This window comes from Pedobacter cryoconitis (assembly GCF_001590605.1).
Classification (GTDB): domain Bacteria; phylum Bacteroidota; class Bacteroidia; order Sphingobacteriales; family Sphingobacteriaceae; genus Pedobacter; species Pedobacter cryoconitis_A.
In genome coordinates this window covers 5,877,588-5,901,163 of sequence record NZ_CP014504.1, presented here as the reverse complement: position 1 = coordinate 5,901,163, position 23,576 = coordinate 5,877,588, and the positions used below count along the sequence as shown (strand labels likewise).

Below are 23,576 nucleotides of genomic sequence, written 5' to 3'. Positions count from 1 at the left end.
ATTACGATTTATCTATTTACAGGTGAAAACCCATTTATTCAGCTCTCTTTTCTTAAGAATAGCAGAATATTTTAAATTCTTTGCTTTAGGACATATAGTATTCGTAAATGTACTTTGTGATGTCCGATCAGTATATTCAACTGCAAACACAGGCTTATTTTGTGCGATATAAGGTTTTACATCATTCTCCCATTTTTGATCAAAGGCATCTTCAGTTAATACCCAGTCGAATTTCTTACTGTATTCTGCAGAGAGCTCAGGTACATTTTTCTGACCAATGCCCAGACCTTTGTCATGAGCTAGTTTAATCAGAAAATCACAATATAGTTTAGTGTCATTGATACTGATATCGAACCCTGTTTCATTACTGTAACTATCCAGATTATCTGGCTCTATCGCATCAAACCCTTTACTGATAATCCGATCAATACGGGAATTAAGCCAGGGTCTTAGTTTTTCCCGTTGTCTGATATCTAGCCAGCGCTCCTTTGGCCACTCTGGATACACCTGGCCAATCACTTCTTTTGGAAGCAGATTGATATCAGGCCTGTCGTCTTCAATTGTTCCGGCAGAAATATATGCAATGACTTTTTTACCTTGCGCATGTAATGCCGCTACCTGCTGGGCAGTTGTCGTAAATGCATCTACATCGACTACTTCTGCGGTAAATGTATCGCTGTTTTTCAGATCATCCAGGCACCAGTCAAATGTCACACTTGCTTTGGGTTGCCACCAGGATACTTTATTGGCTTCATTTTGATCACCCTGCGAGACATTATTATCTCCATTGTTTGTACTTTCTTTTTGACAAGCAGTCAAAGAAAGCATCAGCATTGATACTAGAATTGTGTTTTTCATAATTGTAGGTGATTGCTAGTTGTTTAAAATTTATTATTCAGTGCAAACGTGTTTTTAAGATCTTTCCACTTTCCTTTCGTAAAATCAGGAAACTGCTGTGGCATATTTCCCTCTTGTATTGACTTTTCAGAAAGCGGAGTGATGACACTCATCGTTAAGGAGTCATAAATATCTATCGGAGTTTGTATCCGCTGTTTAACAGCTTCTACAAAAGCGTTAAAAACAAACCAATCCATCCCGCCATGCCCAGCACCATCTGCCTCATGCTGATGTTTTTTCCATAAGGGATGGTCATATTTATCCAGCCATATTTTCGCCTTATCCCATTCATCATAGGTTCCGGATTCCCCTTCTATATAAATTGAATCTGCGACATCCATCCACAAACCGCGTGTTCCCTGTACTCTGAATCCTAAAGAATAGGGTCTGGGTAAATGCGTATCATGTGTTAAAGTCACCGTTTCTCCGTTTGCACAGTTCAGCATAGTGGTAACCAGGTCACCATTTTTGAAGTTTACTGCAAGGTTTTTGTTTCCGGGAGACTTTTTCTCAATATACTGGTGCAATCCTCTTGATTTGGAAGCAAACGAAACCAGGTTTGTAAACTGATTCCCCCTGTTGATATCGATATAATTCATAATCGGGCCAGCACCATGCGTCGGATAAATATCTCCATTCCGGTCTGCATTCCATTGTGTGCGCCATTGAGCCTCACCAACTGTATTTGGCCCAAACTCTCCACCCTTCCCGTCAAAAGATTTTCCATCATTAAATAAAACACCTCTGAGGTCATGTTGGTATCCTCCTTCTAAATGTATCAGTTCTCCGAAAACATTATTCCGGACCATGTTTAATACGGCAAGTACATCCCGGCGGTAACAAACATTTTCAAGCGTCATGTAAGGAATTTTCGTCTCTTCATAAACTTTTAAGATCTCCCAATGGTCTTCTACCGTAATGCCTGCAATCACCTCACAACCCACATATTTTCCAGCTCTCATTGCATCGATGGCCTGTTCTTTATGAAACTCCCATGGTGTTGCAATGATCACTGCATCTATATCTTTTCGTTCCAGCAGTTTTTTATAAGCATCAAGCCCACCAGTATATTCGGCTGGAAGTTTCTTGCCTGCCTTTACAAACTGTGCACGGCAATATTTCAAAGAGCTTTCCTGCGTATCACAAATCGCAGTTATTTCTACATCGGAACGAAGAAGCCCTTCGCTGATATGATTCCGCCCTCTTAAGCCTACACCGATATAACCTAATTTGATCTTGTCTTTAGCATTCGCGAATAATACGCCCGATGGCATTAAAGTAAGCCCGGCCAATCCAACTAATCCGTTGGCACAAAAATGTCTTCTATCCATGATTTCTAGCTCTTAATTAACTGATGTTTTTTAGCCTCTTTAAATATTACTTTTTCCATGCTCTTGGAGTGGGTGAACAACTCCTTTAGCAATTGAAGTTGCGCTCTGGTACGTTGAAGGTTATGATGGGGAGATTCGATCTTATAATAAATATCTCCGTTAAGGTAGTCTGTTAAAAACCTGACTGCCTGCATATAAGGCAACAAAAGAACACCCTTGATCAAAGACCTTAATTCCCACTCATTCAGGAATTGCCCGGCTTCTTTCATATAGCCTTTGGTGTAAGCCTTAAATAGCGGAAGGTTCAATTTGATGTTTGACAGTTCCGCTTCATCTTCGGCCGCTGTATTAATAATTGTCCGGATAGCATCCCCAAAGTCATAAGCAATGTAATCTGCCATTACCGTATCCAGGTCAATTATACACTGTGCCTTCCCTTTTAAATTCAACAGCACATTATTAAACTTGGTGTCATTGTGAGTTACACGCATGGGCAAAGTAAGCCGTTGTTCATCCTCCTGAAAAAACAACATAGACTTAGCGCTGGCTTGTATGGTTTCCAGTTCCGGCAATACCTGCTGAACACGGTCGAAGGAATCTGCATTTACCGCATGTTCCAATTGTCCAAGCCTTTTTTCGATATTATGAAAATCAGGAATCACCTCATACATCACTTCTGGAGAAAGATCGCAAAGCATGGCTTGAAATTTCCCGAAAGCTTTTCCACCTTCATAAGCTTGCTTTTCTGTTTCAACTACATCATAAGTTTTAGTATCCTTTAAGAAATGGCACATTCTCCAATATTCACCATGGCTATCCTGATAAAAATAAGGGCCGGATTTGGTAGCAACCATTGTCATCACTTCTTTGTCGGGATTGCCCTCACCGGCTATAATCATCTTATTTTTAAGATGTGCAATAACTCTGCAAATGTTTTCCGTAAGCTTGGGGACATCTTTAAAAACATGGTGGTTAATCTTTTGCAGCAAATAGTCATGTTCCTCACTCACCAGGTTCTTTAGCCGGTAAGTATCATTAATATGTCCTGTCCCATATGATCTGAGAGAAGAAATATCAACATGACATTTAAACTGAGAGGTGATTTCAAATAAATTCTTAATTCTTTTCAAAATATAACTTTAAGATGAACGGATAAGTTTAATAAGCTGATTCGTCCGCTCCAATATCTACGCGGCCATTTCTCACTCTCGCTTCTTTATCAATGTCAAATTCTCCGGGTTGAGCGACAAATGAGGGTAAGCCTTTGTTGACACATAAAGAGGCGCTGCCTAAATGAAGGTTTGGATTAGGCAAGGTGGCCGAAACAAAAGAAGGCATACCATAACTTGAATTCGCATCTAAACCAGTTCCAGTTTTAAATGCAGCAAAAGAGGGGTAAGTAATACCGCTAATTCCACCCCAGTCAAAAGTAACCGTAGCTGAAGAGCCCGAAGCGGAGAAATAATTGTTGTAATCAAAAACCAGGTTAGTAGAGGTGTAACCGGAAGAGGCTACGATCACTATATTACTTGCAGATTGAATAATGTTGTTCGTGATGGTAAGATGATCTGTATTTTGAAGATGGATTTCTCCTCCCCAGCCAGTTTTTGAGTAATTTTTAAATAGTGTATTGTTGGTAATTGTCGAATTAATCACCTTACTATTTGCTGCATTGGAGCCCATTATTATTCCAGCTTCTACATTATTATAGATAAAGTTGCTCCTGATATTGATGCCATCTGTGCTATTGTTATTGTTTTCACAACCCGCACTAATCCCCGTTGAGTTTTCGTAACAGGTATTGCCTTCAATATTAATCCATTTTGCTCCATCTACATAAATACCGGCAGAAGTGGCCACTGGTGAAACACAACGGTAAACTTTATTGTATTTTACGTTACCATTACGTGCAAAGTTGACATTTGCAGGTGCCCCGGTCCAGGCATAATTACCTGTCATGTCAATCCCAATATTAGTGATATCGTGCACGGTATTATTCTCTATCAGGAAATTCTCCACATTACCTGCCACAGTAAGTCCCTCGCTGAAACCAGTTGTGCAATTATAAATTTCATTATTCCCAATGTAGATCTGGTTATAAGAATTTGCAGTTGTTCCTACGATAACTAATGGATTAGCATTATCACTCGATGAAGGAACAGCAGCAGCATTGGTTGTCCACCCAATGTTGTATAGCTTACAATCTGTAAAATGGACATCTGTCCCTGAGCCCGACATATAAATGCCGGAAGCAAAACCCCGGATATTATTCGCAATCCGGATGGACTGGATGCGGATATAGCTTTTACTTGCAATAGCAATCATTGCATTTTGTGCAGTATTGGTTGCATTGGTACCGTCAAGGATTACAGTACCACTGTTATAATTAGTCAAGGTTATAGGCTCCGTTGCGGATGCTCCTGAATTAGGCCAGTTCAGCCGTTCTTGATAAGTTCCCGCAGCCACAAAAATTGTACTGCCAGCGCCGTCTGTTGTTTTATTTAATGCAGCCTGGATAGTTTTTAATGCCGTAGCTGCTGTTGTACCTGAATTGGCGTCGTTTCCACTGGTGCCATTTACATAATAACTGGTCACAGCAAGCAGCATGGTCTTGTCTTTTGAGGTTGCTGATTGACCTGGTTCTAAATTATTTACTTTGGAACAGGCACTAAAAAGCCCTGCAAGGAGGATAATAATGATTACTTTTTTCATATCGGTTTAGGTTAAATTTCAGTTTATAGCTTAAAGAATATCTTGTTTTTATACAGCCAGTAACAGAGTGAGCATTCTGCAAACCACACGGCTAAAGCAGAGATCAAGCCCGCAAAACTGACAGGAAGATTGAAAAATAAATGCAGCATATCTCCAGTAAAAATCCCAATAGCACCATTGAGCCATTCATGCCCAACGGTTTCAAAAAAGATATAAATGAAAATAGCATTCATCCCTACTACAGTAAAAACCCAGGCGTATTTTATATTTTGCTTTACATCCACCAGCCAGTAAATCGCTGCCAGCATAAGCAGTACCCAACCTCCGGATGCGAAAACAAAGGAACTGGTACTGATTCTTTTGATGATCGGTGTAATACCAATCAAATCCATTCCGAAACCAATCAATAATCCGAGAATACCTGCAAATACCAACAGTTTGATTTTCTCTGCCGCCGACTGTTTTGAGATTAAGAGTTTACCAGCTAATACGCCCCAAATAGTATGTGCGGCAGTAGGAATAGCATTAATTGCAACCCAGCCATCGCTGTTTATTTTTCCCATAAGCAGGGTATCGACATAAGCTCCAAAATTATGATGCTCCATAAAAGGGTGATCAAACCCAGGCACTTGTATATAGCGGTATAAAGTTTCGGTTATCATCAACAGCACTATGGAAAACAAAAGCTGAAATAACGGAGTCCTGTTAATGATGAGATAGGCAACAATACTGGTAAAGGCAAGTTGGGTTAATACGTTCCAAAGTTCAAAAACAGGTTTCCCCGCATAAACACAATGCAGCCCCACACCAAAAAGAAAGAGTTTAAAACTCCGGATTAAAACATGCTTCAGATTGCCCTGCCATGTAATCCCTTTTTCCAGTTTTCTACTGTAGGATATATATAATGCTGCTCCTGCCATAAACATAAATGCTGGCTGTACGAGATCCCAGAAACGAAGTCCATGCCATGGGTGATGAAAAAGCTGATCAATGATAGATGGTCCGGTCCCCGTTTGCAGCCTTTTTAAAGACACAAAGACTAAACAACTTTCTGCGCATAGCAGGATCATGATCATTCCCCGCATCACGTCTAAAGACATAAGCCTCCCCGCTACAGTTTGATTATCTGTATTTTTCATCGATATAAGTTTATTTTTAAATATTTTTATTGGACTTACTCTAACATTTCCAGCAGAAACCCAGGTTGCCCTTCATCGGGTGCGTACCCAAGTGATACAGACCAATCACTTTTGGTTGCTATAATGCCTATTCTTGCCCCCGAACCCGTGAGATTTTTCAACTTACCACGTACCAGCCGCATTTCAAACTTCAATATCCCACCCTCTTCTACAACTGTCCCGATTTGATATGCCTCTGTGATTGACTGTTGCAGGAAAGAAAAACTGGTTTGGGAACCGCTATGATAAAAAATATCCATGTTCGCAGTGAGGAGCTGTCCTTCTAACAGAATGTCATAACCACCTCCGGAAAAACTACCAAGCAGACCTGTAGCACTACTATTGTCTGAATCTATATAAAAATCAAAAATATCAGCATTAGATTTTTTAGAAGCCATCTCCATATAGATGTAGATATAATTTCCATCGTAGTCATATTTCACTTTTTTAAAAACACCACCTTTAATACCTGAAGTAATGACATTTGCAGTAACCGTATTCCAATCATCCAGTGTCTGATCATTTAATTTCACAGGACTGCCTTTCGCAATTCTGATCACTGTTGAAGCTTCTGCAGACTGACCATTAACTGTTGCATATAGTGTAGGTACATATTTTCCTTTCCCAGGATATATATGGACAGGGTTTACTTCTGTTGAAGATTGCCCATCTCCAAAATCCCATTTATAGCTGGATATGCCGGTCGTTACTGGTTTAAATTTCACCTGGTTACCATCTACTTCCAATGTATAAGACAAATCGGTAAATTTTTCACTTTTATCTTTTTTGCAGGAACTCCATACCGAACCCATCAGAATCAGTATAAAACCTAATTTTTGTATAGTTTTCATCACTTTATGATTTATGGGTTTTGAATAGCCTTTGGATTACTAAGTACTTCGTCTACAGGAATAAAATAAATGACTCTTGGATTGGTATAGTCTATAACCAGATTTTGATAACCCGCAGGGGTTTTGGAGAGCTCTATATCTGTTTCCTTTAAGCCCTGGATATGATAACCCCAATAGCTTTTATTCATCTTTCGTTTATTTCTGAATACATCGTATGTACGGTGCCCTTCAAAAGCCATTTCTATTCTCTTTTCATCCAGAACCACATCCATCGCCGTTGAGCCAGAAGGAAGTGCTTGATGGTAAAGGGATGCTTCCAGACCCCGGTTAGCGCGAATTTGATCCACATCATCCAGTGCTGCTGCTGTATTTCCCGTTTTCGCCTCTGCCTCTGCTCTGTTTAAATACATTTCACTCAATCTGAATAAAATCGGAGAGCTTAGATTAGGGGAACCATCCTGAAAAGAAAATTTACTGATATAATAGACTTCAATCCCATTCTTCTTTTGAACGGCTCCGTCTCCATCTTTAAGTGGTTTTATATAAGACCACCTCACATCTTCCGGATGCTTTGACATCAGGTTTCGCAGTGAAGAAGAGGCGTATTCTTCTCCCCATCCGGAATTACCGTCAGAAAAAACCATAGAAGCTATAGATCCGAATTTACCATAGTCATCAATAGCTGTAAATGCTACACATAAGATAGTTTCATTACCAGCCTTTGCATTAGCAAACAAAGCAGGATAAGTAGTTTTTGTTTCCAGTTTAAAACGGTTCGAAGTAATTACTTTGTTTGAATAGTCAATGGTTTTAGCATGATCTTCTTTATAAAGGTTCACTCTGGATAAAAGTGCCCATGCTGCTTCTTTGGAAGCATATTGAACGCCTCTGGAAAGACTCATCAGTGAAGCTCCTTTTTCTGCATCGGCAATGACTGCATCATAAACTTCAGCTACTGTAGAGCGGGCCTTTTTTGCCTCATCCGTTAGCGAAGTGCGGAGAATAATACCGGGCGAACCAGGATCAACGGCATAAGGCTTACCAAACAGGCGGACTAAGTTAAAATGACAATAAGCCCTCAGAAAATAACACTCTCCAAGCAGCTGCTGTGTTTTAACATCATTCTTACCAGATTTCTCTACTGCATCAATTATAGTATTGACCCCGGTTATAATCTTGTAAGACACATACCAGAAATAACGGGTATTACTTTGACCGGGAGAATGTAAAAGATTGAAACTGTAAAATAAAGGATCCTCAGTAACCTGTCCGCAAACAATATCATCACTTGCAAAATCAGATAACTGATAGAACTGACGGAGATACATATTGTTCTGGTCTACGATACCATTAAAAGTTATATGATCTTTAAATAAAGCATATGCTCCGTTTAAGGCATTGGTTAAGCCTTCTTCTGTGGTCACCAGATCTGTTGTATTAATCGCATCGCTTGGGGATACCTCCGCATTTTTACAACTGCTTACTGCAATAAAAAATAGAATAAATATAATTTTCTTCATCTTCTTAAAAATTAAAATTGACAGTGAACAAGTATTGCCTGTTATTCGGATATTTAAAGTCAGATACTCCTGGTGTTGCATTCCCAGGCGTAATGGTAGTTTGAGGATCCTGACCCAAGAAGTTTGAAAAGGTGGCCACATTATCTGCTGTTAAACCAACAGTAATCCGCTCCATATTTAATTTCTTCGCAAAGGTCTGAGGCAAAGTATAATTCAAAGCAATATTCCTGATGGTCAGATAGCTTCCATTTTTCAAATACCGGGTGGAGGTTTCAGTAGAATTTGCTGAATTCTGAGGACTTGGTTCTGTGGCTTCTGTATCGCCAGGGAAACTCCATACTTTTGATCCCGATGGCATCTGTATCTGGTTATAATATGGCTCATGTCCATCGTTCATCATAAAACGCAGGTTATTGCTAAATACTTTATTACCATAATTGAAATAAGTACTTATCCGCAGATTGAAATTTTTGTATTTAAAACTATTGTTAAATCCACCCTGATATTTTGGAAGTGCACTTCCAACTTTTTGTGTGGTGGCCTCCGAATAATTCATCGTCCGCTCGCTCCCTATAGCTTTCCCATCTGCATCATTAATGATCTTTTCCCATACCGGCGCTCCGGTCTGGCTGTCTACACCAAGCCATTTAGGCATATAGAATTCATAAAGATTCCCTCCATTACTGTAGAGCTGTGAGATATTCCAGGAGCCTGTCTTAACAATATCTGATGGCAAACCATACAACTTATTGTCATTAAAGTTGATGGTAAAATCTGTTGCCCACTCAAAGTCCCTGGTTTTAATATTGATGGTATTCAGACCAAGTTCTATTCCCCGGTTAATTACATTTCCCGAATTCTCCCATCTCGTTTCAAAACCAACAGAAAGGGGCTGAGAAACCTGCAATAAAAGATTTTTAGTATTGTTCCGATAGGCATCTATAGTCAGGTTCACTCTTTTGAACAAGCCAATATCAATACCCGCATTAAGCTGGTGCTTACTTTCCCAGGTTAGCAGCGGGTTTGCCAGCTGAAAAGGTACTGCCCCGATTAAGCCGTTGTACTGGGTGGTTAAAGAATACAAGCCAAGGTATCTGGAAGAACCAATATCCTGTGTACCTGTAACACCATAACTAAATCTTAATTTCAAATTATCAATTGCACTATGACCCTGCATAAAATCTTCATTACTGATCAGCCAGCTTCCAGATAAGGCAGGAAAAGATGCATACCGGTTTGCTTTAGGAAAAGCTGAAGAACCATCTACACGAAAGGAGGCGGTTAAAAAGTAGCGGCTTTTATAATTATAATTGACTTGAGAAATTATAGATTGAAGATATTTCTTATCATTTAATCCTGTTACCAGCTGACCGTTTGAAACCACATTCAATACTTTTAATCCCGCAGGCAATCCTTTCCCTGAACCACCAGAAAGCTCAGTCTGTGATCCTTCTAAAGCTACGCCTGCAAAACCACTGATGGTATGGTCTGATAGCCTGAAGTTAAATTTCAAGAGATTATTTGAAATTCCGCCATAATTAAAGGTGTTCAATTCACTCAGAAATCCTTGTCCATGGTAAGTACCAGCAGTGAGTGGCGAATAGTAATTTGCCACTTTATTAAATGCTGCGGAGCCTCGGTTTGTACTGGAGAATGTCAGCCAATCGTTAATATGATAATTTACGGCGAAATCATAATTCACATCAAAACCTTTGGTGGGATGATCAGAGTTCTCAACAGAATGAATAGGATTTACTTTATCTCTTGACCACCATTTAAAAGTAGAATTTCCGTCTACGTATAGTGGTGATCCATTTTCATCGTATGGATTGTCCCATGGCAAATTCAGGAAGGCATAATAAACATCATTGTAATCATAACTGTGCCCGTTTTGTGCACTAATGTTTATATTATTAGTGATACTGAGGTTTTTTGAAAAATTATAAGTTGAATTTGCTCTTAGATTTATCCTTTGAAAATCTGTGTTCAGAAAGGTTCCCTTTTCTTTATAATAGGAAGCGCCAATGTAATAACTGTTCTTTTCTGTCCTGCCACTTGCAGATAGATAAACGCTGTTTATAGGAGCTGGTTTAAAGGATTCATTCGACCAATCATAATCCTGGTTCCTTAAACTCAATGGCCGCTCCTGATAGAACCTGGTTAAATCTATTTTGTAAGAATTGTCTGGAGCCCCGACAATATAGTCCCGGTAAAACTCCATTTGATGATCATAAAGTTCATTACTGTTCATCAAATTCGTTTTTCCAAAGTCTGGTGTCTTAAATCCTGAAGAAATTTTAACCTCAAAATTAATCTTGTCAGTCTTTGCACTTTTTGTGGTAACGATAATCACGCCTGCATTTGCTTGTGAACCATATAAGGCAGTGGCACCTGCATCTTTAAGGACTGTGATACTTTCTACATCGTTGGGGTCATAATTTCCACCAATAATCCCATCTACCACCACCAGAGGGCTTTGGCTGGCATTTACAGAAGAGACACCCCGAAGCCTGATTTCAGGAGCAGATCCTGGCGCACCTGAGCTATTGATCACTTGCAAGCCAGCAACTTTTCCCTGCAACATTGCCCCGATATTATTGGAAGTTACATCCTTTAATTTTTCTGAAGAAACGACTGATACAGCACTGGTAAGTTCACTTTGCTTCTTAGAATCATAGCCCACTACAATTACATTGTTCAGCTGACTAACATCTTCATCCAGGATAATATGGAGAAGCTGCCCTGGAATTATCTTTACCTCTTTACTCAGATATCCAATAAAAGAGACGGTCAATATTGCATATTCATTAACTCCTTTTAACAGGAAGCCTCCTTCTGTGTCAGTACTAACTATTCTTTTTTGTCCCTTTACGCTAACCGATGCACCAGGTAGAGGACGCCCATCTTTATCTATGACCTTTCCTTTTACATCAACATCTTTAATTATAATTTCTGGCAATACGGGGATAATGGATTTCGCCTTAATCAGTATTGTTTTCCGCTCGATTTTATAAGTTAAATTCTGGCCTTTCAATAAGATTTCCATCACCTGATCAAGTGCTGAATTCTTAAAATCCACATTAATTTTCAACTGACCATTTACATTTTGGTCAGAATACAAAACTCTGAATCCTGCTTGTTTTTTGATCTCCAAAAAAACCTGCTGAAGCGTAGTATTCTGTTTTGTATAACTGATCCGTTGTGCAAAACCGGCCGCACTAACTTGCAATAAGCAGGTTATAAGGATGGCGACAATCAGGTTAATTCTCATTAGTAATTTTCTTTTATTCTTTGTTAAGGCTTGCTGAATAACAAATTTCAGGATAAATAAAAGTTTAGGATATAGCCATATGCGTAGCATACCTAGGTTAAAAGCATTTAATTTCATACTTTCGTAAGCTTGGGTTAATACATGAACGGATCTCAATTTTGTTTTTTGGGTTAACTCAGATCTTTGCCATGGAAGTGCTGATACACTTTCATGGCTTTCTCTTAAAAACCGGTTTATTAACTTGCTTTTCCCTTGATTCTTTTCATTTTGTTTTGGTTTAGTTGATAGGTTGGTTAGGTGGTTACCGGATTGGTCAGATCCTCTTTTAGTCTATTTATCTGGTGATTACATTGATTTGTCTTCCTTCAATAGAGAAGCGCACATTACTCGTCTCTTCCAACATTTTTAAAACACCTGATATATTTTCAGATCGGGAAACGGAGCCCGTAAATGTGGGCATGTTTACCGGGTTATGTATGTATTTGATCTCTACGTCATACCATCGTGAAACTTTCTTCAGAATGCTGGTTAAGGATTCATTTGTAAACACAAATTCTCCATTTTTCCAGTCAATGGCATCGTTAACATTCACTTCTTTCACACTGAATTTTTCTCCCGTCAGCAAAGATTGTTCACCTGGTTTTAAAACAACTTGTTCATTTAACTTTACAGAGCCTTCTAACAGCGTGGTTTTAATCAGCTGTTCATCAGGATAGGCATTCACATCAAAGTGAGTCCCTAAGACTTGAATCTGCTGCCTTCCGCTTTTCACAATAAAAGGGTGTATTTTATCTTTGGCAACTTCAAAATAGGCCTCGCCGCTTAATTCAACTCTGCGTTCTTTTAAAGCCGCAAAAGAAACTGGATACTTCAAGGAAGAAGCTGAGTTAAGCCAGATTTTGGTACCATCAGGCAAATTCAACTGGTACTGTCCTCCACGGGGTGTTTCAATGCTATTGTAACCTGCAGCCTTCTTCCCACCCTGATTGGCAACGGTGTAAACTAGTTGCCCATCTGCAGTTTTAGTAATCTTTATTCCTGCTTCTTCTGCGAGTGTCCCATTAGCTGAACTTGTCAATGCAAGTTTCTTCCCATTGGCCAATGTCAGATAGGCTTTATTACTCCCTGCAGGGATATCATTTGTATAGGCTTCAGGCTGGATTGATTTAGCTAACGGCCGCTGCTGATTAAAATACAGGCCAACACTAATGATCAAAGCTAAAGATGCCGCTGCGGCCATATAAACCACTGATTTCCGATATTTATGAGGTAAGGATTGTTTTTTATTTCGCTCCAGTGATGACCACATCTGGTCACTTACTTCATGAAGTTCTTGTTCCGAAAGACCAGCTTCATCATGCTGGTGAAGTTGGTGCAACCAAAGTTTGGCAATAGCTTCTTCCTCCGGATTATAATTGCCCGAACTTATCTTATCCAATACTTCTTTTACATCTTTCTTCATTTGAATTCTTTCCTGTTACTGCCCAACAAGATTAAAGACGATTTAGCAAGATGAATTAGGTACAGCTATTAAAAATAAAAATATAACAAACTGATATACAGATTAATAATTTAAATCTATATTTTTAAGATCCACAAAAGATAAGCTACCAACCCTAGTTTTATCCGGAGATGTTTCATTGCTCTCTTAAGTTGTGTGGATACGGTATGTTCGGAGACGCCCAATTGCAAGGCAATTTCTTTGGTACTTAAATAGTTCTTTCTTTTTAAAATATAGATCTCTCTCATTTTAGGCGGCATTGCGGCAATTTCCTGTGCTATTAAACTAGAAATATCCTTTTCCCGGATCAGGTAATCTGTTTCGACAGACTCGAGTTCAATATAATGCTCCCCGCTTTCGGCATATCTTTTAATGATCCCTTTATGTTTGAAAATATCAAATATTTTATGAAGTACTGCTTTATATAGGTATGCGGATAAGCTCACTTTTAAATGAATGTCCTGGCGGTGATTTAAAAGCCAGGTAAAAACATCCTGAACAACATCTTTAGCCTCTTCTTTGTTTCTCAACTTTTTATAAGCATACAAGTACAAAAGTTTATCGTACCGGAGATAAATCTCCTTAAACGCAGCATTATTATCCTCGTTTAACAAAAGAATCAATTCACTGTCAGTAAGGTCATTATATTTGGCCATAAAGCATACAAGTTATTCATTTTATTAAGAAAAGAAAGTCGTAAATTATATTTCTGAGCCTTTTTCAAAGAAAACGATTTTTATGCTTTGCCAGCTATACCCTGAAAATTAAGTTTAAGCAATTCTGATGGATGGTCTCAGATGACGAGGGCTTAAGAAGAGGCTAATTTTACAATGTTAAATCTTAATGAGAAAAATCCATGAAAACAAAAAAGAGGATGTTCATCTTTTCAATAATGATACATTCTCTTTTTTTAATCAGAAAATGAAAATTATTTGTAATTGTAATCAACGATTACTCCGTTTATAGTTAAACATTTATTTTGAACCTGCATTTTACCCTGAGCAGGAATACTCACCAAAACAATTGATTTTAGTGCTGGAATAGTAATATTAACAGCCTTAGACACATTGCGGGCCACATAGCGTTGAGCTACCAGATCGTAAACATCTGATTTCGTCTGGGCAACTTTGAACGAAATGTTTTTAGGTGCAGGGTAAGGATTATAAAATAAATGTGTTGGATAGGCATCTTGTTTAAAGAAGTCGGTAGCCAGTAAATCCAAACCTAAAATACCTTTCACTTCTGTCTCTTTGACGATGCTGCCAAAAATCCCGACATGCCCGCTTCCATATACACTAAATTGCGAAACCTCCGGATTTTGCCCAGGAACCCATTTGGGGCCGTCACCCTGTGCTACCGGAGCTTTCAAAGTCTGGTATAAAGTGTCAAAAGTAGAAGCTTTTGCAAAACCTTCATAAGCAATTACCCCTTTGGTCACATCGGCCAAATCAGGGATAGTTTGATGTTCCACCGGCATGTATTGGGGATAGAAAAGCCGCGACGCATTCACGGCATTCAACATCCATTTACCAATGGCATCTGCATACTCTTGTTTATACCTCACCATAGCTACCAATGGCCATGCCGCATCAAATGTATTCATTAAAAAAGCATACCCACCATGATCAACAGTACTGCCTACAGTTCCGGAAATGTCGAAACCATTCCAATTTCCAACCAGAAATCCCCAGCCTTCTCTGCAAACCGCAGTTCCATCAAACGTCCAGTTCAGCATTTTAGCTATATCAAAATTTGTTCCTTGTTCTGCATTCATCCTGGCCGCTACATAAGCACCAAAAGGCATCAGCAACTCATAAGTAGGATTGATCTTTTCACTTTCCAAAGCCTTCATGGCACTTATTGCACCTTTCAAATAACGCGGATCACCAAACTTTTTATAGGCTGAATACAAAACGTATGCATGTCCAGCAGCTGCGTCTGGTTGGGCACAGATGTGTGTAGACATGGGTTTCATCTGTCCATAGTCAAAATAGGAATATTTGTAATTGCCGTTCAAAATAGAATCGGCCTTGTAAAATTTCTCTGCGATTCTTCTGGCCATCATTTCAAAACCAGGCTCTGATGGGTATTTGTCGTAAACTGCATAAAACAAGACATTGGGATAAATGTCGTACCACCAATCGCGACCATAACCACCGCCCAATAAAGCAACTTCAGGTGCGGTATTGTTCATCATGATGTCCCATCCGGTATCTTTATTGAAATAATTCCGCAGCATACCGGCATAGTTTAAGTCCTGTTGTTTGCTTTTATCAATTCCGACCAGGGTAGCGCCTAAAACAGCACCCATATTGGCCAGTGCTTCATGAAACATTCCTTTATTGTGTGGTAAGCCTTGTCTCACATCTCCAATAGCCGTATACATCCCTAAAGTCGGTTCCTTAAAATTTTTCCCGGTACTGTCCATCCAAACCATTGGCCAATATCTCCCTTTAGCGTTGAAATCATATACGGTGTTGTCAAATTTAAGTGCCATAGCTTTCCAATCTATAATTTGAAGCGGTTGAGGCAGATTGGCCATGATGTCAACACGACTGATATTAACTTGTTTAACTTGAGCCTGGGAAAGCGTAGATAAAAATAAGGCAAGGAAAGTAAAAGAGGAAATCAGTTTAAATTTCATAGTATCTGGTTATTTAATGTATTTACTAAAATACAGAATGATATAGGCAAATTTACTTCTCCCGTTCACTTAACGTGAACAACAAAATTCAGTATCAATTCATAAACTTGTGGAGTAGGGATTAAATTTCAAGTTTTGGGTCTGATATTTTTTGAGTTCAAAGCCGATGGTTACGATTCTTTAATAAGCTAATTACTTCCTGATTTTATAGTTCAATTTATCAGTATTAAACGCTCCTGATTACTTTGATAAGAGATTGGTCAACGCTTTAGCGGAATTCTTAGGGGGAGGAAAGATCCTGATTTTTCCAGGCTTGCTACTTTGACGAAAGTTCTCTGATGCCTTTGGGTTTCCATCGTTTGTTTCCTTTTGCCCAGTACAGAACTTTTGAAACAACCTGTACGCCAAACTGCTGCTTTAAAAATGAAATCGCCCAGGATTCCCTTTGAAAATTTACCCGTTAAACTTCCCATGATAAATAAATGCCTTTCCACCAATGTAAGCTATTCGCGTTAAAGATTATCCTGATGCGTAAAAAATGTCCGTAATTGTCCGCAGAGGTCTGCAGTTGTCTGTGCGTTAGTCCAATGAAAAATTATAATTTCATTAATCTTCAACTAGTTATGGTTTGGTTGTGCCTGAGTGGTGGTCGGGGTGACACCAGGTTGTAAACGGGCTGTAAGCATGGCAGGTCCAAGTCATTTCAACTAGTTGTTTTGACTTGGACTTGCCATGCTCTCGCGTTACTTTAGCACTGCTCTTACCCTAACGAGTACCCGACCAGTACCCGGACAGTACCCGGACAGTACCCGGCCGATATAGCTTTATTAGTTAGCTATTTTGAATTTATTTACCAACAGCCCGGCCTTGTTTCGGCTGAGTCATTCCTATGCAAATTGACAGCTTTCAGCGCAAATTCCAGAGGCATAAGAGCATCCGTGACAGCAAAGACTTTCTGTTTAGCGTGTCAAAATTTATGCTTAAAAAACAGCCTGCTCCAAAAGTTGGTGACTTGATCCAAATTACAGGTCTCGAAAAATCTCTGAAAACAAAAAAGCCTTAGATTTCTCTAAAGCTCTCAGTGCACCCTTTTGAACTGAACTCAAAAAAATTCATAGAAGATTTGAAAAAAATTGCTCGACTAAGGGAGCTTGTTTCTCAGGAGCCTCTTAGTAAAGATTTTACTCTAAAGTATAAACGCACATGGAAAAAGATAAAATAGCCTTAATATCCAACTGAGACACATATTAGCTTCTTGTGGTAGAAAAGAAAAAAATAATCGCCGGAAAAGATGTTGAGAATCTACAGGCATAAAACATACTCTTACTCTCACAAGTGGGATTAGGGAACGAGATACCAAGTAAACTAACTGGAATGATCAGGCTGGGCAAGATAATTAAATGGCTAGTAGTTAGAATTGGGCTTACTCAAAAAGTGGTCACCGGATTACACCGAAGTCACCACTTTGAGTTTTTCCTGACCTTCTGGCTGTCGGCATGATGTGTAGCCCGCGGCTAGCTTTAGGTATAAATTGTGAAGATCATTTCAATCCATGCAAACTAACAACAAAGCGCCTGGATAAAAAGCTGTTCAATACAACGCAGGAATTGCGAGACAGATCGGCAGAACGCATATGACATCATTCTCAATACCTGTCCGCAATACGACTTACAGTGGCTTATCAATCAATCTTCTCTGCCTGATTCCGGTGATTTTACAGCTACAGGAGGTTAAGAATATCCTAAAGGCAAGGATGTGCTATATAAAGACCCTGATTTTACGGCAATTTAGAAATCAACAGATTAAATTTTTCAATTATAAGACCTGGGTTGTCTATCATAATAAAATGCCCGGAATTTGTATCTGAGATATGAGTGAAGTCACTAACACCATTTTTTAACAATTCGTGGGCGTTATACAGATCTTGAGTGTTTCCCGTTGAACCGGGATCTGATTTCATTCCAGTCAAAACAACCACCGGAACATCTGGTAGATTGGGTAAGGCTGTCATGTATTGTACATCTTCAATTAATTGTCTGGTTTCTCTCGTTCCTCCAAAATCTGGACCATTACTGTTATTGATGGAATTATAAAGTTTATCCTCGGTTTCCTGTGTCAGACGAAGAACGTTTTCGTGTGAGGGATCAACGAACAATAATCCTGCAATCATGCCGGGGTTTTTAATGGCGAAATCCCTTATGACCATTCCTCCTAAAGAATGTCCAACCAATATCACTTTTCGGCCATTAGCGTATTTCTCTACTACTAATTCGAGCTCAATCCTGAGTCTATTGATATCCCTTGGTGTATCATCAATGGTAGATTTTCCGTAGCCTGCCCTGTCATAAATCAAGACGTTCATTTTAGCACCAATACTTTCAGCAACTCTCTTGGTTTGCCATATTGAATGATCATTGCCAAGCCCTGATTCAAAAACAACAAGATATTTACTGTTTGACCTAAAGGAATAGGTTGCCAGGTTGTGTGTGCTTAATTGCAATATACTTTCATTGAAAGACACTTCCCGTGATTTATCTTTTTTGCAGGATACTAAAATAAAAAGGACTGTTAAAAACGCAAAAAACTTAGACATGATTTTTTTAACAAACTTAATATATTAAACCAATATCAGAAAGCCAACTTTGCACTGGAAACGATAGACGAGCCAGAAATGTTGCAAACTATCGTACTTCTTTATAACTATAAAAAAGACTAAACAGGTTCTTCACCACTTTTGCCTAAATACATCATGATCAATGAAATAAGATTTAAGAAAACATCTGTTCATCACTAGTAGAGATATCCTGTTTTTTTTAAAGGCCAAAGGAAACATTTATTTATCGCTACTAGCGTAGTTTTAATTTTTGAATGCCTGAGTATTGGTATTATGAAAAATTTCATCCCAACTGGCAGGCGAAATATAACCAGTCAAAAAGCAGTTAAATCGTTTGTACAAGTTTGATACAGATATTAGCCCGGAAAGTGTATATCTTATTTTGTATTTTCTTTATTCGCTAAATTATCAGCCGAACAGTTCATTAACAGGCATTTAGATAAAAAAATGTCCGACAAAAAAACACCACGGGACCAGTTCAGATAAAACGAATTTAAAACTAAAAATGAAAGGAGAAATTGCATAAAAAAAGCATGTTTATATATCAGGGTAAGTACCGACGAACAGGCTGACAAAGGTTTTTCACAAAGAGACCAGGCGGAACGCCTGCAAATCCACTGTGCGAAAAATGATATTGATGTCAAAAAGATCATTTTTGAAGATTATTCCGCCAAAACCTTTAACCGCCCCGAATGGATAAAATTACTGGCAGAGCTGATGCTTATCAAATGATCCGTACCCTGACCGTAGATTATCAGATTGAACCTATAGCCATTGAACAGCACTTAGACCTAAGTGTTCCTGAGCAAGACCATTCTGGCTGTATACCTGTCTATGCCGGAAGTAGAGAACGAACGAAGAGCATTAAATGTCACCTATGGTATGCGCCGGGCGAAAAAGGAAGGCCGCTGGATGGGACTGGCACCAGTAGGGTACAAAAACAAGATCACTGAATACGGCAAAAAATACATTGCCATTCACGAACCGCAGGCCAGCTATATGAAATGGGCTTTTCAACAGATCGCTGAAGGGGCACTCTCTACAGAACATGTCTGGATGAAAGCATGTGAAAGAGGCCTGAAATGCAGCCGTACCAGTTTTTGGCATCTCATTACCAACCCCGCTTACATCGGTAAAGTATCCATTCCAGAATTTAAGGATGAAGAGGCTTACCTTGCAGATGGCCAGCATACACCCCTGATCTCAGAAAGTCTTTTCTACAGAGTTCAGCAAATATTGGAACTCCGCAAAAGAAAGGTTGAGGAAGACCTCGATATTGATGGTTTGGCCACTTTAGCAGTAGAAAATCTTAAAAACCTGTCTGAATTCTATATAAACACAGATTCTGATATAAAGAGGGCAATCGTGGGTTCGGTCTATCCTGAAAAATGGGTTTTTGATGGCGAATTACATCGAACCCCTGAGGTGAATGAAGCGGCCCAGCTTATCTTTCAGATTAACAAGAAGTTAGGGCATAAAAAAACCGGAGCAAAATCTTTGAAAGATTTTACTCCGGTAAGGTGCACTTGTAGGGATTCGAACCCCAAACCTTCTCATCCGTAGTGAGATGCTCTATCCAATTGAGCTACAAATGCAATTCCCAATTCTGTATCGCTTTGGGATTGCAAAAGTAGTATTTCTATTTGAAATTCAAAACTTTTTTCAAATAAATATTCAAATAAATATAGCTTCCTACCCTTATTACCCCTCTACAACTTTCTTAATTGCATCGAAATCAGGAAGATCACCTGCCGATTCTAAAACTTCAGCATAAATAATTTTTCCTTCTTCATCGATCACAAAAGCAGCTCTCTTGGATACACCTTTCAAATTATAGACGAATTCCTCATAAATTGACTGGTAAGCAGTAGAAGTTTCTTTGTTAAAATCTGACAATAAAGGGAACTGGTAGAACTGTTCCTCTTTAAATTTAGCCAATGTAAAAGGTGAATCCACAGAAATACCTAATACCTCAGCATTCATTCCCTGGTAAAAACCGAAACTATCCCTCATTGTACAAAGCTGAGTAGTGCATGTACCAGTAAAAGCCATTGGGAAAAACTGTAATACTAATTTCTTTCCTTTAAAATCAGCTAATGATGTTTCTTTTAAATCGGAGCTGAATAATTTAAAATCCGGAGCCTGATCGCCTATTTGTAATCCCATTTTAATATATGTTAGTTGTATGTATAATTATTTATTTCGCTTCCTGTTCAGTCAGCCGTTCTCTTTCTTTCAATTGTTCGTCCAGTAAAACCAGTCCCTGCTCAAAACTACGTGGTGCATAACCGAGCTCATGAATAGCCTTATCTAATATAAAACCAGTCTTTACTGGTCTTGGTGCCGACTGATTAAGAGAGGCTGCACTAATCTCTGTAATCAGTTCCTTATTTAAATTCCAGAAATCAGCAACTTTGAATACCAATTCTGAAATACCCATCATATCCTTCCCAGAAATATTAAATATACCATGTGCATCTTTTTCTACTACTAAAAGGCAGGCATCTGCCAGGTCTTCTGCAAGAGTCGGCATTCTCCACTGATCATTTACTACGTTGATAGGAGTTCCTTTCTCCAGCGCGCCCTTAGCCCATAATACAATATTACTTCTGCTCTCATCACTGATAATACCATAGACAATAATCGTGCGCAGAATAGCCCATTTACAAGAAGCCTTTTTTATCAGTTCCTCCGCCTCTAACTTTGTCTTTCCATAATAGCTTAAAGGGTTTGGGGTATCCGATTCAAGATACGGGCCATTTAACCCATCAAAGATAAAATCCGTAGACAAATGAACCAACTGTATCGTATATTCTTCACAAATCGTAATTAACGTTTTTACCGCTTCCACATTAAGTGCATAAGCCAGCTCTTTTTCCGTCTCACATTTATCAACATTTGTTAGTGCTGCAGTGTGAATGATTGCATCAGGCTTATAACGACCTAAAACTTCTCTGACATTCACAGGATCAAGAATATCCATTTCTGCATAGGCATAGCCCTGAGTAATCTTAAAACGATTTTTACCCTTCGAAGTTGCGACCAGATTAAACTGCTTTCCCGACAATATTGCGGAGGTAATTTTCTGTCCGAGAAGCCCATTGCTGCCTGTAACTAATACTGTTTTCATGCCTACTAAATTATTGATAAAAAAACTGTGGAAAAACTTTTTATTTATATACAAAAATTATATCGAAAATCCTTAGCTTTGCAAACCGAATTGAAGCCTTTAAAACGGCCTTTAACAATTTGATATTTATAATTTTACCAAAAACAATATATGCCTAACATTGGAAAAATAGCGCAGATTATAGGACCGGTAGTAGACGTGAGTTTTGCTGACGATGCTCATTTACCTCAAATCTTCTCTGCATTAGAGATTGAAAAAGAAAACGGACAGAAGATCGTTTTAGAAGTTCAACAACATCTTGGTGAAGACCGTGTCCGTGCAATTGCAATGGACTCGACTGATGGTTTAGTACGTGGAATGGCCGCAGTAGATACTGGCTCTCCTATCAAAATGCCTATTGGTGATCAAATCAAGGGTCGTTTATTCAATGTTGTAGGTGAAGCTATTGATGGAATTAACGCAGTTGATAAAACTGGTGGTAAATCTATTCACAACGCCCCTCCACGTTTCGACGAACTGTCAACAGAATCAGAAGTACTTTATACAGGTATCAAAGTAATCGATTTATTAGAGCCTTACGTTAAAGGTGGTAAAATCGGATTATTTGGTGGTGCAGGTGTAGGTAAAACTGTATTAATCATGGAATTGGTAAACAATATTGCGAAAGCATATGCTGGTTTATCAGTATTCGCAGGTGTTGGTGAGCGTACACGTGAAGGAAATGACCTTTTGCGTGAGTTCATTGAATCTGGTGTAATTAACTATGGTGATGAGTTCCTTCATTCCATGGAAAAAGGTGGATGGGACTTAAGCAAAGTTGATACAGAGAAATTAAAAGAATCAAAAGCAACATTGGTATTCGGTCAAATGAACGAGCCTCCTGGAGCACGTGCACGTGTAGCTTTATCAGGATTAACTGTAGCTGAATACTTCCGTGATGGTGATGGCGAAGGCGCTGGAAAAGATATTCTTTTCTTTGTTGATAACATCTTCCGTTTCACTCAGGCTGGTTCTGAAGTATCAGCACTATTAGGCCGTATGCCTTCTGCAGTAGGTTACCAACCAACGCTGGCAACAGAGATGGGATTAATGCAAGAACGTATTACTTCAACTAAACGTGGATCAATTACTTCCGTACAAGCAGTTTATGTACCTGCGGATGATTTAACTGACCCGGCTCCGGCTACAACGTTTGCCCACTTAGATGCAACAACAGTATTATCACGTAAAATTTCTGAGCTAGGTATTTACCCTGCTGTAGATCCACTGGATTCTACATCACGTATCCTTTCTCCAGCTATTTTAGGAGATGAGCACTATAACACTGCGCAACGTGTGAAAGAAATTTTACAACGTTACAAAGAGTTACAGGATATCATTGCGATCTTAGGTATGGACGAGTTATCTGAAGAAGATAAATTAATCGTTCACCGTGCACGTCGTGTTCAACGTTTCTTATCACAACCTTTCCACGTAGCTGAGCAATTTACAGGCTTAAAAGGTGTATTGGTTGACATTAAAGAAACCATCAAAGCATTCAACATGATTATGGATGGTGAAGTTGATGAATACCCTGAAGCTGCATTTAACTTAGTAGGTGGCATCGATGATGCAATTGAAAAAGGAAAGAAACTATTAGCTGAAGCAAACGCTTAATTAAAGCGTATACACTCAACATATGACATTAGAAATATTAACACCAGATAAAAAAGTCTTCGAAGGCGAAGTTACAGCAGTTACTGTACCAGGTACCATGGGATCTTTTCAAATTTTGAGAGACCATGCTCCTATTATTTCAACTTTAGAAGATGGACCAGTAATTATTAAAAGCAAAACTGATGAACAAACCTTTATTATTAAAGGTGGCGTTGTAGAGGTTTTAAAGAACAAGATTATTGTTTTAGCTGAGGGTGTAGCTTAATATTTA

The 23,576-nt window shown here is 38.9% G+C and carries 20 protein-coding genes and 1 tRNA gene; 5 read left to right on the top strand and 16 right to left on the bottom strand.

Translation table 11 applies throughout. From position 1 onward, the window contains the following. Positions 1-12 precede the first annotated feature (12 nt). The 13 genes from AY601_RS24950 to AY601_RS24890 form a co-directional block, all read right to left on the bottom strand. Complete coding sequence (locus tag AY601_RS24950; RefSeq protein WP_068406795.1) at positions 13-858, bottom strand: endo alpha-1,4 polygalactosaminidase; 846 nt, start codon at positions 856-858, stop codon at positions 13-15. Between the two features lie 23 nt (positions 859-881). Further along, positions 882-2,228 (bottom strand): Gfo/Idh/MocA family protein, encoded by a 1,347-nt coding sequence (locus AY601_RS24945; RefSeq protein ID WP_068406793.1) that lies wholly within the window; start codon positions 2,226-2,228, stop codon positions 882-884. 5 nt (positions 2,229-2,233) lie between these two features. Beyond that, positions 2,234-3,358 (bottom strand): phosphotransferase enzyme family protein, encoded by a 1,125-nt coding sequence (locus AY601_RS24940; protein ID WP_068406788.1) that lies wholly within the window; start codon positions 3,356-3,358, stop codon positions 2,234-2,236. Positions 3,359-3,386: 28 nt separating this feature from the next. Beyond that, the gene (locus AY601_RS24935) at positions 3,387-4,940 is read right to left on the bottom strand and encodes a right-handed parallel beta-helix repeat-containing protein (protein ID WP_068406786.1); all 1,554 of its coding nucleotides are present in this window, start codon (positions 4,938-4,940) and stop codon (positions 3,387-3,389) included. A gap of 23 nt (positions 4,941-4,963) precedes the next feature. Next, the gene (locus AY601_RS24930; RefSeq protein ID WP_068406782.1) at positions 4,964-6,079 is read right to left on the bottom strand and encodes an acyltransferase family protein; all 1,116 of its coding nucleotides are present in this window, start codon (positions 6,077-6,079) and stop codon (positions 4,964-4,966) included. 35 nt (positions 6,080-6,114) lie between these two features. Next, positions 6,115-6,969, bottom strand: coding sequence for a PKD domain-containing protein (locus AY601_RS24925; RefSeq protein WP_068406779.1), 855 nt, complete (start codon positions 6,967-6,969; stop codon positions 6,115-6,117). A gap of 11 nt (positions 6,970-6,980) precedes the next feature. Next, on the bottom strand, positions 6,981-8,489 hold the full coding sequence (locus AY601_RS24920; protein ID WP_068406776.1) for a RagB/SusD family nutrient uptake outer membrane protein: 1,509 nt from the start codon (positions 8,487-8,489) through the stop codon (positions 6,981-6,983). Positions 8,490-8,493: 4 nt separating this feature from the next. Beyond that, positions 8,494-11,760, bottom strand: coding sequence for a SusC/RagA family TonB-linked outer membrane protein (locus tag AY601_RS24915; RefSeq protein WP_084359611.1), 3,267 nt, complete (start codon positions 11,758-11,760; stop codon positions 8,494-8,496). 334 nt (positions 11,761-12,094) lie between these two features. Next, on the bottom strand, positions 12,095-13,222 hold the full coding sequence (locus AY601_RS24910) for a FecR family protein (protein ID WP_068406773.1): 1,128 nt from the start codon (positions 13,220-13,222) through the stop codon (positions 12,095-12,097). Positions 13,223-13,338: 116 nt separating this feature from the next. After that, positions 13,339-13,917 (bottom strand): RNA polymerase sigma-70 factor, encoded by a 579-nt coding sequence (locus AY601_RS24905; RefSeq protein WP_068406766.1) that lies wholly within the window; start codon positions 13,915-13,917, stop codon positions 13,339-13,341. 272 nt (positions 13,918-14,189) lie between these two features. Continuing rightward, positions 14,190-15,905: a hypothetical protein gene (locus tag AY601_RS24900; protein ID WP_068406763.1), complete on the bottom strand. Its 1,716-nt coding sequence runs from the start codon at positions 15,903-15,905 to the stop codon at positions 14,190-14,192. Between the two features lie 260 nt (positions 15,906-16,165). Next, positions 16,166-16,378 (bottom strand): hypothetical protein, encoded by a 213-nt coding sequence (locus tag AY601_RS24895; RefSeq protein ID WP_068406759.1) that lies wholly within the window; start codon positions 16,376-16,378, stop codon positions 16,166-16,168. Between the two features lie 1,304 nt (positions 16,379-17,682). Then, entirely contained in the window at positions 17,683-18,498 is an 816-nt protein-coding gene (locus tag AY601_RS24890) for an alpha/beta fold hydrolase (protein WP_068406757.1), read from the bottom strand. A 543-nt stretch (positions 18,499-19,041) separates the two neighbouring features. Between AY601_RS24890 and AY601_RS26150 the strand changes: the two genes are divergently transcribed. From AY601_RS26150 to AY601_RS26140, 3 genes are read left to right on the top strand one after another with little or no spacing between them, the layout of a single operon-like run. Then, a complete protein-coding gene (locus AY601_RS26150) occupies positions 19,042-19,251 on the top strand; it encodes a recombinase family protein (protein ID WP_335340597.1) in 210 nt (69 codons plus the stop codon). Next, positions 19,212-19,472 (top strand): hypothetical protein, encoded by a 261-nt coding sequence (locus tag AY601_RS26145; protein ID WP_068406754.1) that lies wholly within the window; start codon positions 19,212-19,214, stop codon positions 19,470-19,472. Before AY601_RS26150 ends, AY601_RS26145 begins: the two co-directional genes overlap by 40 nt. Next, positions 19,354-20,082, top strand: a complete 729-nt coding sequence (locus tag AY601_RS26140) for a recombinase family protein (protein WP_335340596.1) — start codon at positions 19,354-19,356, stop codon at positions 20,080-20,082. The genes AY601_RS26145 and AY601_RS26140 overlap by 119 nt, the downstream gene beginning before the upstream one ends. Here AY601_RS26140 and AY601_RS24880 read toward each other — a convergent pair. From AY601_RS24880 to AY601_RS24870, 3 genes are all read right to left on the bottom strand, one after another. Then, a tRNA-Arg gene (locus tag AY601_RS24880) sits at positions 20,041-20,114 on the bottom strand. The genes AY601_RS26140 and AY601_RS24880 overlap by 42 nt on opposite strands. Before the next feature lie 106 nt (positions 20,115-20,220). Continuing rightward, on the bottom strand, positions 20,221-20,685 hold the full coding sequence (locus tag AY601_RS24875) for a redoxin domain-containing protein (protein ID WP_068406752.1): 465 nt from the start codon (positions 20,683-20,685) through the stop codon (positions 20,221-20,223). Positions 20,686-20,716: 31 nt separating this feature from the next. Beyond that, entirely contained in the window at positions 20,717-21,649 is a 933-nt protein-coding gene (locus AY601_RS24870) for an SDR family oxidoreductase (RefSeq protein ID WP_068407951.1), read from the bottom strand. A 150-nt stretch (positions 21,650-21,799) separates the two neighbouring features. Between AY601_RS24870 and atpD the strand changes: the two genes are divergently transcribed. Continuing rightward, on the top strand, positions 21,800-23,305 hold the full coding sequence (gene atpD / locus AY601_RS24865; RefSeq protein ID WP_068406747.1) for a F0F1 ATP synthase subunit beta: 1,506 nt from the start codon (positions 21,800-21,802) through the stop codon (positions 23,303-23,305). A gap of 22 nt (positions 23,306-23,327) precedes the next feature. Continuing rightward, positions 23,328-23,570 carry an ATP synthase F1 subunit epsilon gene (atpC, locus tag AY601_RS24860; protein ID WP_068406744.1) on the top strand — a complete coding sequence of 81 codons (243 nt, stop codon included), beginning with the start codon at positions 23,328-23,330 and terminating at the stop codon, positions 23,568-23,570. Positions 23,571-23,576: the final 6 nt, after the last annotated feature.

Bases quoted from the DNA above. Each gene is read 5' to 3' on its own strand.
- AY601_RS24950 (WP_068406795.1), bottom strand. From the start codon at position 858: ATGAAAAACACAATTCTAGTATCAATGCTGATGCTTTCTTTGACTGCT.
- AY601_RS24945 (WP_068406793.1), bottom strand. From the start codon at position 2,228: ATGGATAGAAGACATTTTTGTGCCAACGGATTAGTTGGATTGGCCGGG.
- AY601_RS24935 (WP_068406786.1), bottom strand. From the start codon at position 4,940: ATGAAAAAAGTAATCATTATTATCCTCCTTGCAGGGCTTTTTAGTGCC.
- AY601_RS24930 (WP_068406782.1), bottom strand. From the start codon at position 6,079: ATGAAAAATACAGATAATCAAACTGTAGCGGGGAGGCTTATGTCTTTA.
- AY601_RS24925 (WP_068406779.1), bottom strand. From the start codon at position 6,969: ATGAAAACTATACAAAAATTAGGTTTTATACTGATTCTGATGGGTTCG.
- AY601_RS24920 (WP_068406776.1), bottom strand. From the start codon at position 8,489: ATGAAGAAAATTATATTTATTCTATTTTTTATTGCAGTAAGCAGTTGT.
- AY601_RS24915 (WP_084359611.1), bottom strand. From the start codon at position 11,760: ATGAGAATTAACCTGATTGTCGCCATCCTTATAACCTGCTTATTGCAA.
- AY601_RS24910 (WP_068406773.1), bottom strand. From the start codon at position 13,222: ATGAAGAAAGATGTAAAAGAAGTATTGGATAAGATAAGTTCGGGCAAT.
- AY601_RS24905 (WP_068406766.1), bottom strand. From the start codon at position 13,917: ATGGCCAAATATAATGACCTTACTGACAGTGAATTGATTCTTTTGTTA.
- AY601_RS24900 (WP_068406763.1), bottom strand. From the start codon at position 15,905: ATGAAATTTAAACTGATTTCCTCTTTTACTTTCCTTGCCTTATTTTTA.
- AY601_RS24895 (WP_068406759.1), bottom strand. From the start codon at position 16,378: ATGGGAAGTTTAACGGGTAAATTTTCAAAGGGAATCCTGGGCGATTTC.
- AY601_RS24890 (WP_068406757.1), bottom strand. From the start codon at position 18,498: ATGTCTAAGTTTTTTGCGTTTTTAACAGTCCTTTTTATTTTAGTATCC.
- AY601_RS26145 (WP_068406754.1), top strand. From the start codon at position 19,212: ATGGATAAAATTACTGGCAGAGCTGATGCTTATCAAATGATCCGTACC.
- AY601_RS26140 (WP_335340596.1), top strand. From the start codon at position 19,354: ATGCCGGAAGTAGAGAACGAACGAAGAGCATTAAATGTCACCTATGGT.
- AY601_RS24875 (WP_068406752.1), bottom strand. From the start codon at position 20,685: ATGGGATTACAAATAGGCGATCAGGCTCCGGATTTTAAATTATTCAGC.
- AY601_RS24870 (WP_068407951.1), bottom strand. From the start codon at position 21,649: ATGAAAACAGTATTAGTTACAGGCAGCAATGGGCTTCTCGGACAGAAA.
- atpD (WP_068406747.1), top strand. From the start codon at position 21,800: ATGCCTAACATTGGAAAAATAGCGCAGATTATAGGACCGGTAGTAGAC.
- atpC (WP_068406744.1), top strand. From the start codon at position 23,328: ATGACATTAGAAATATTAACACCAGATAAAAAAGTCTTCGAAGGCGAA.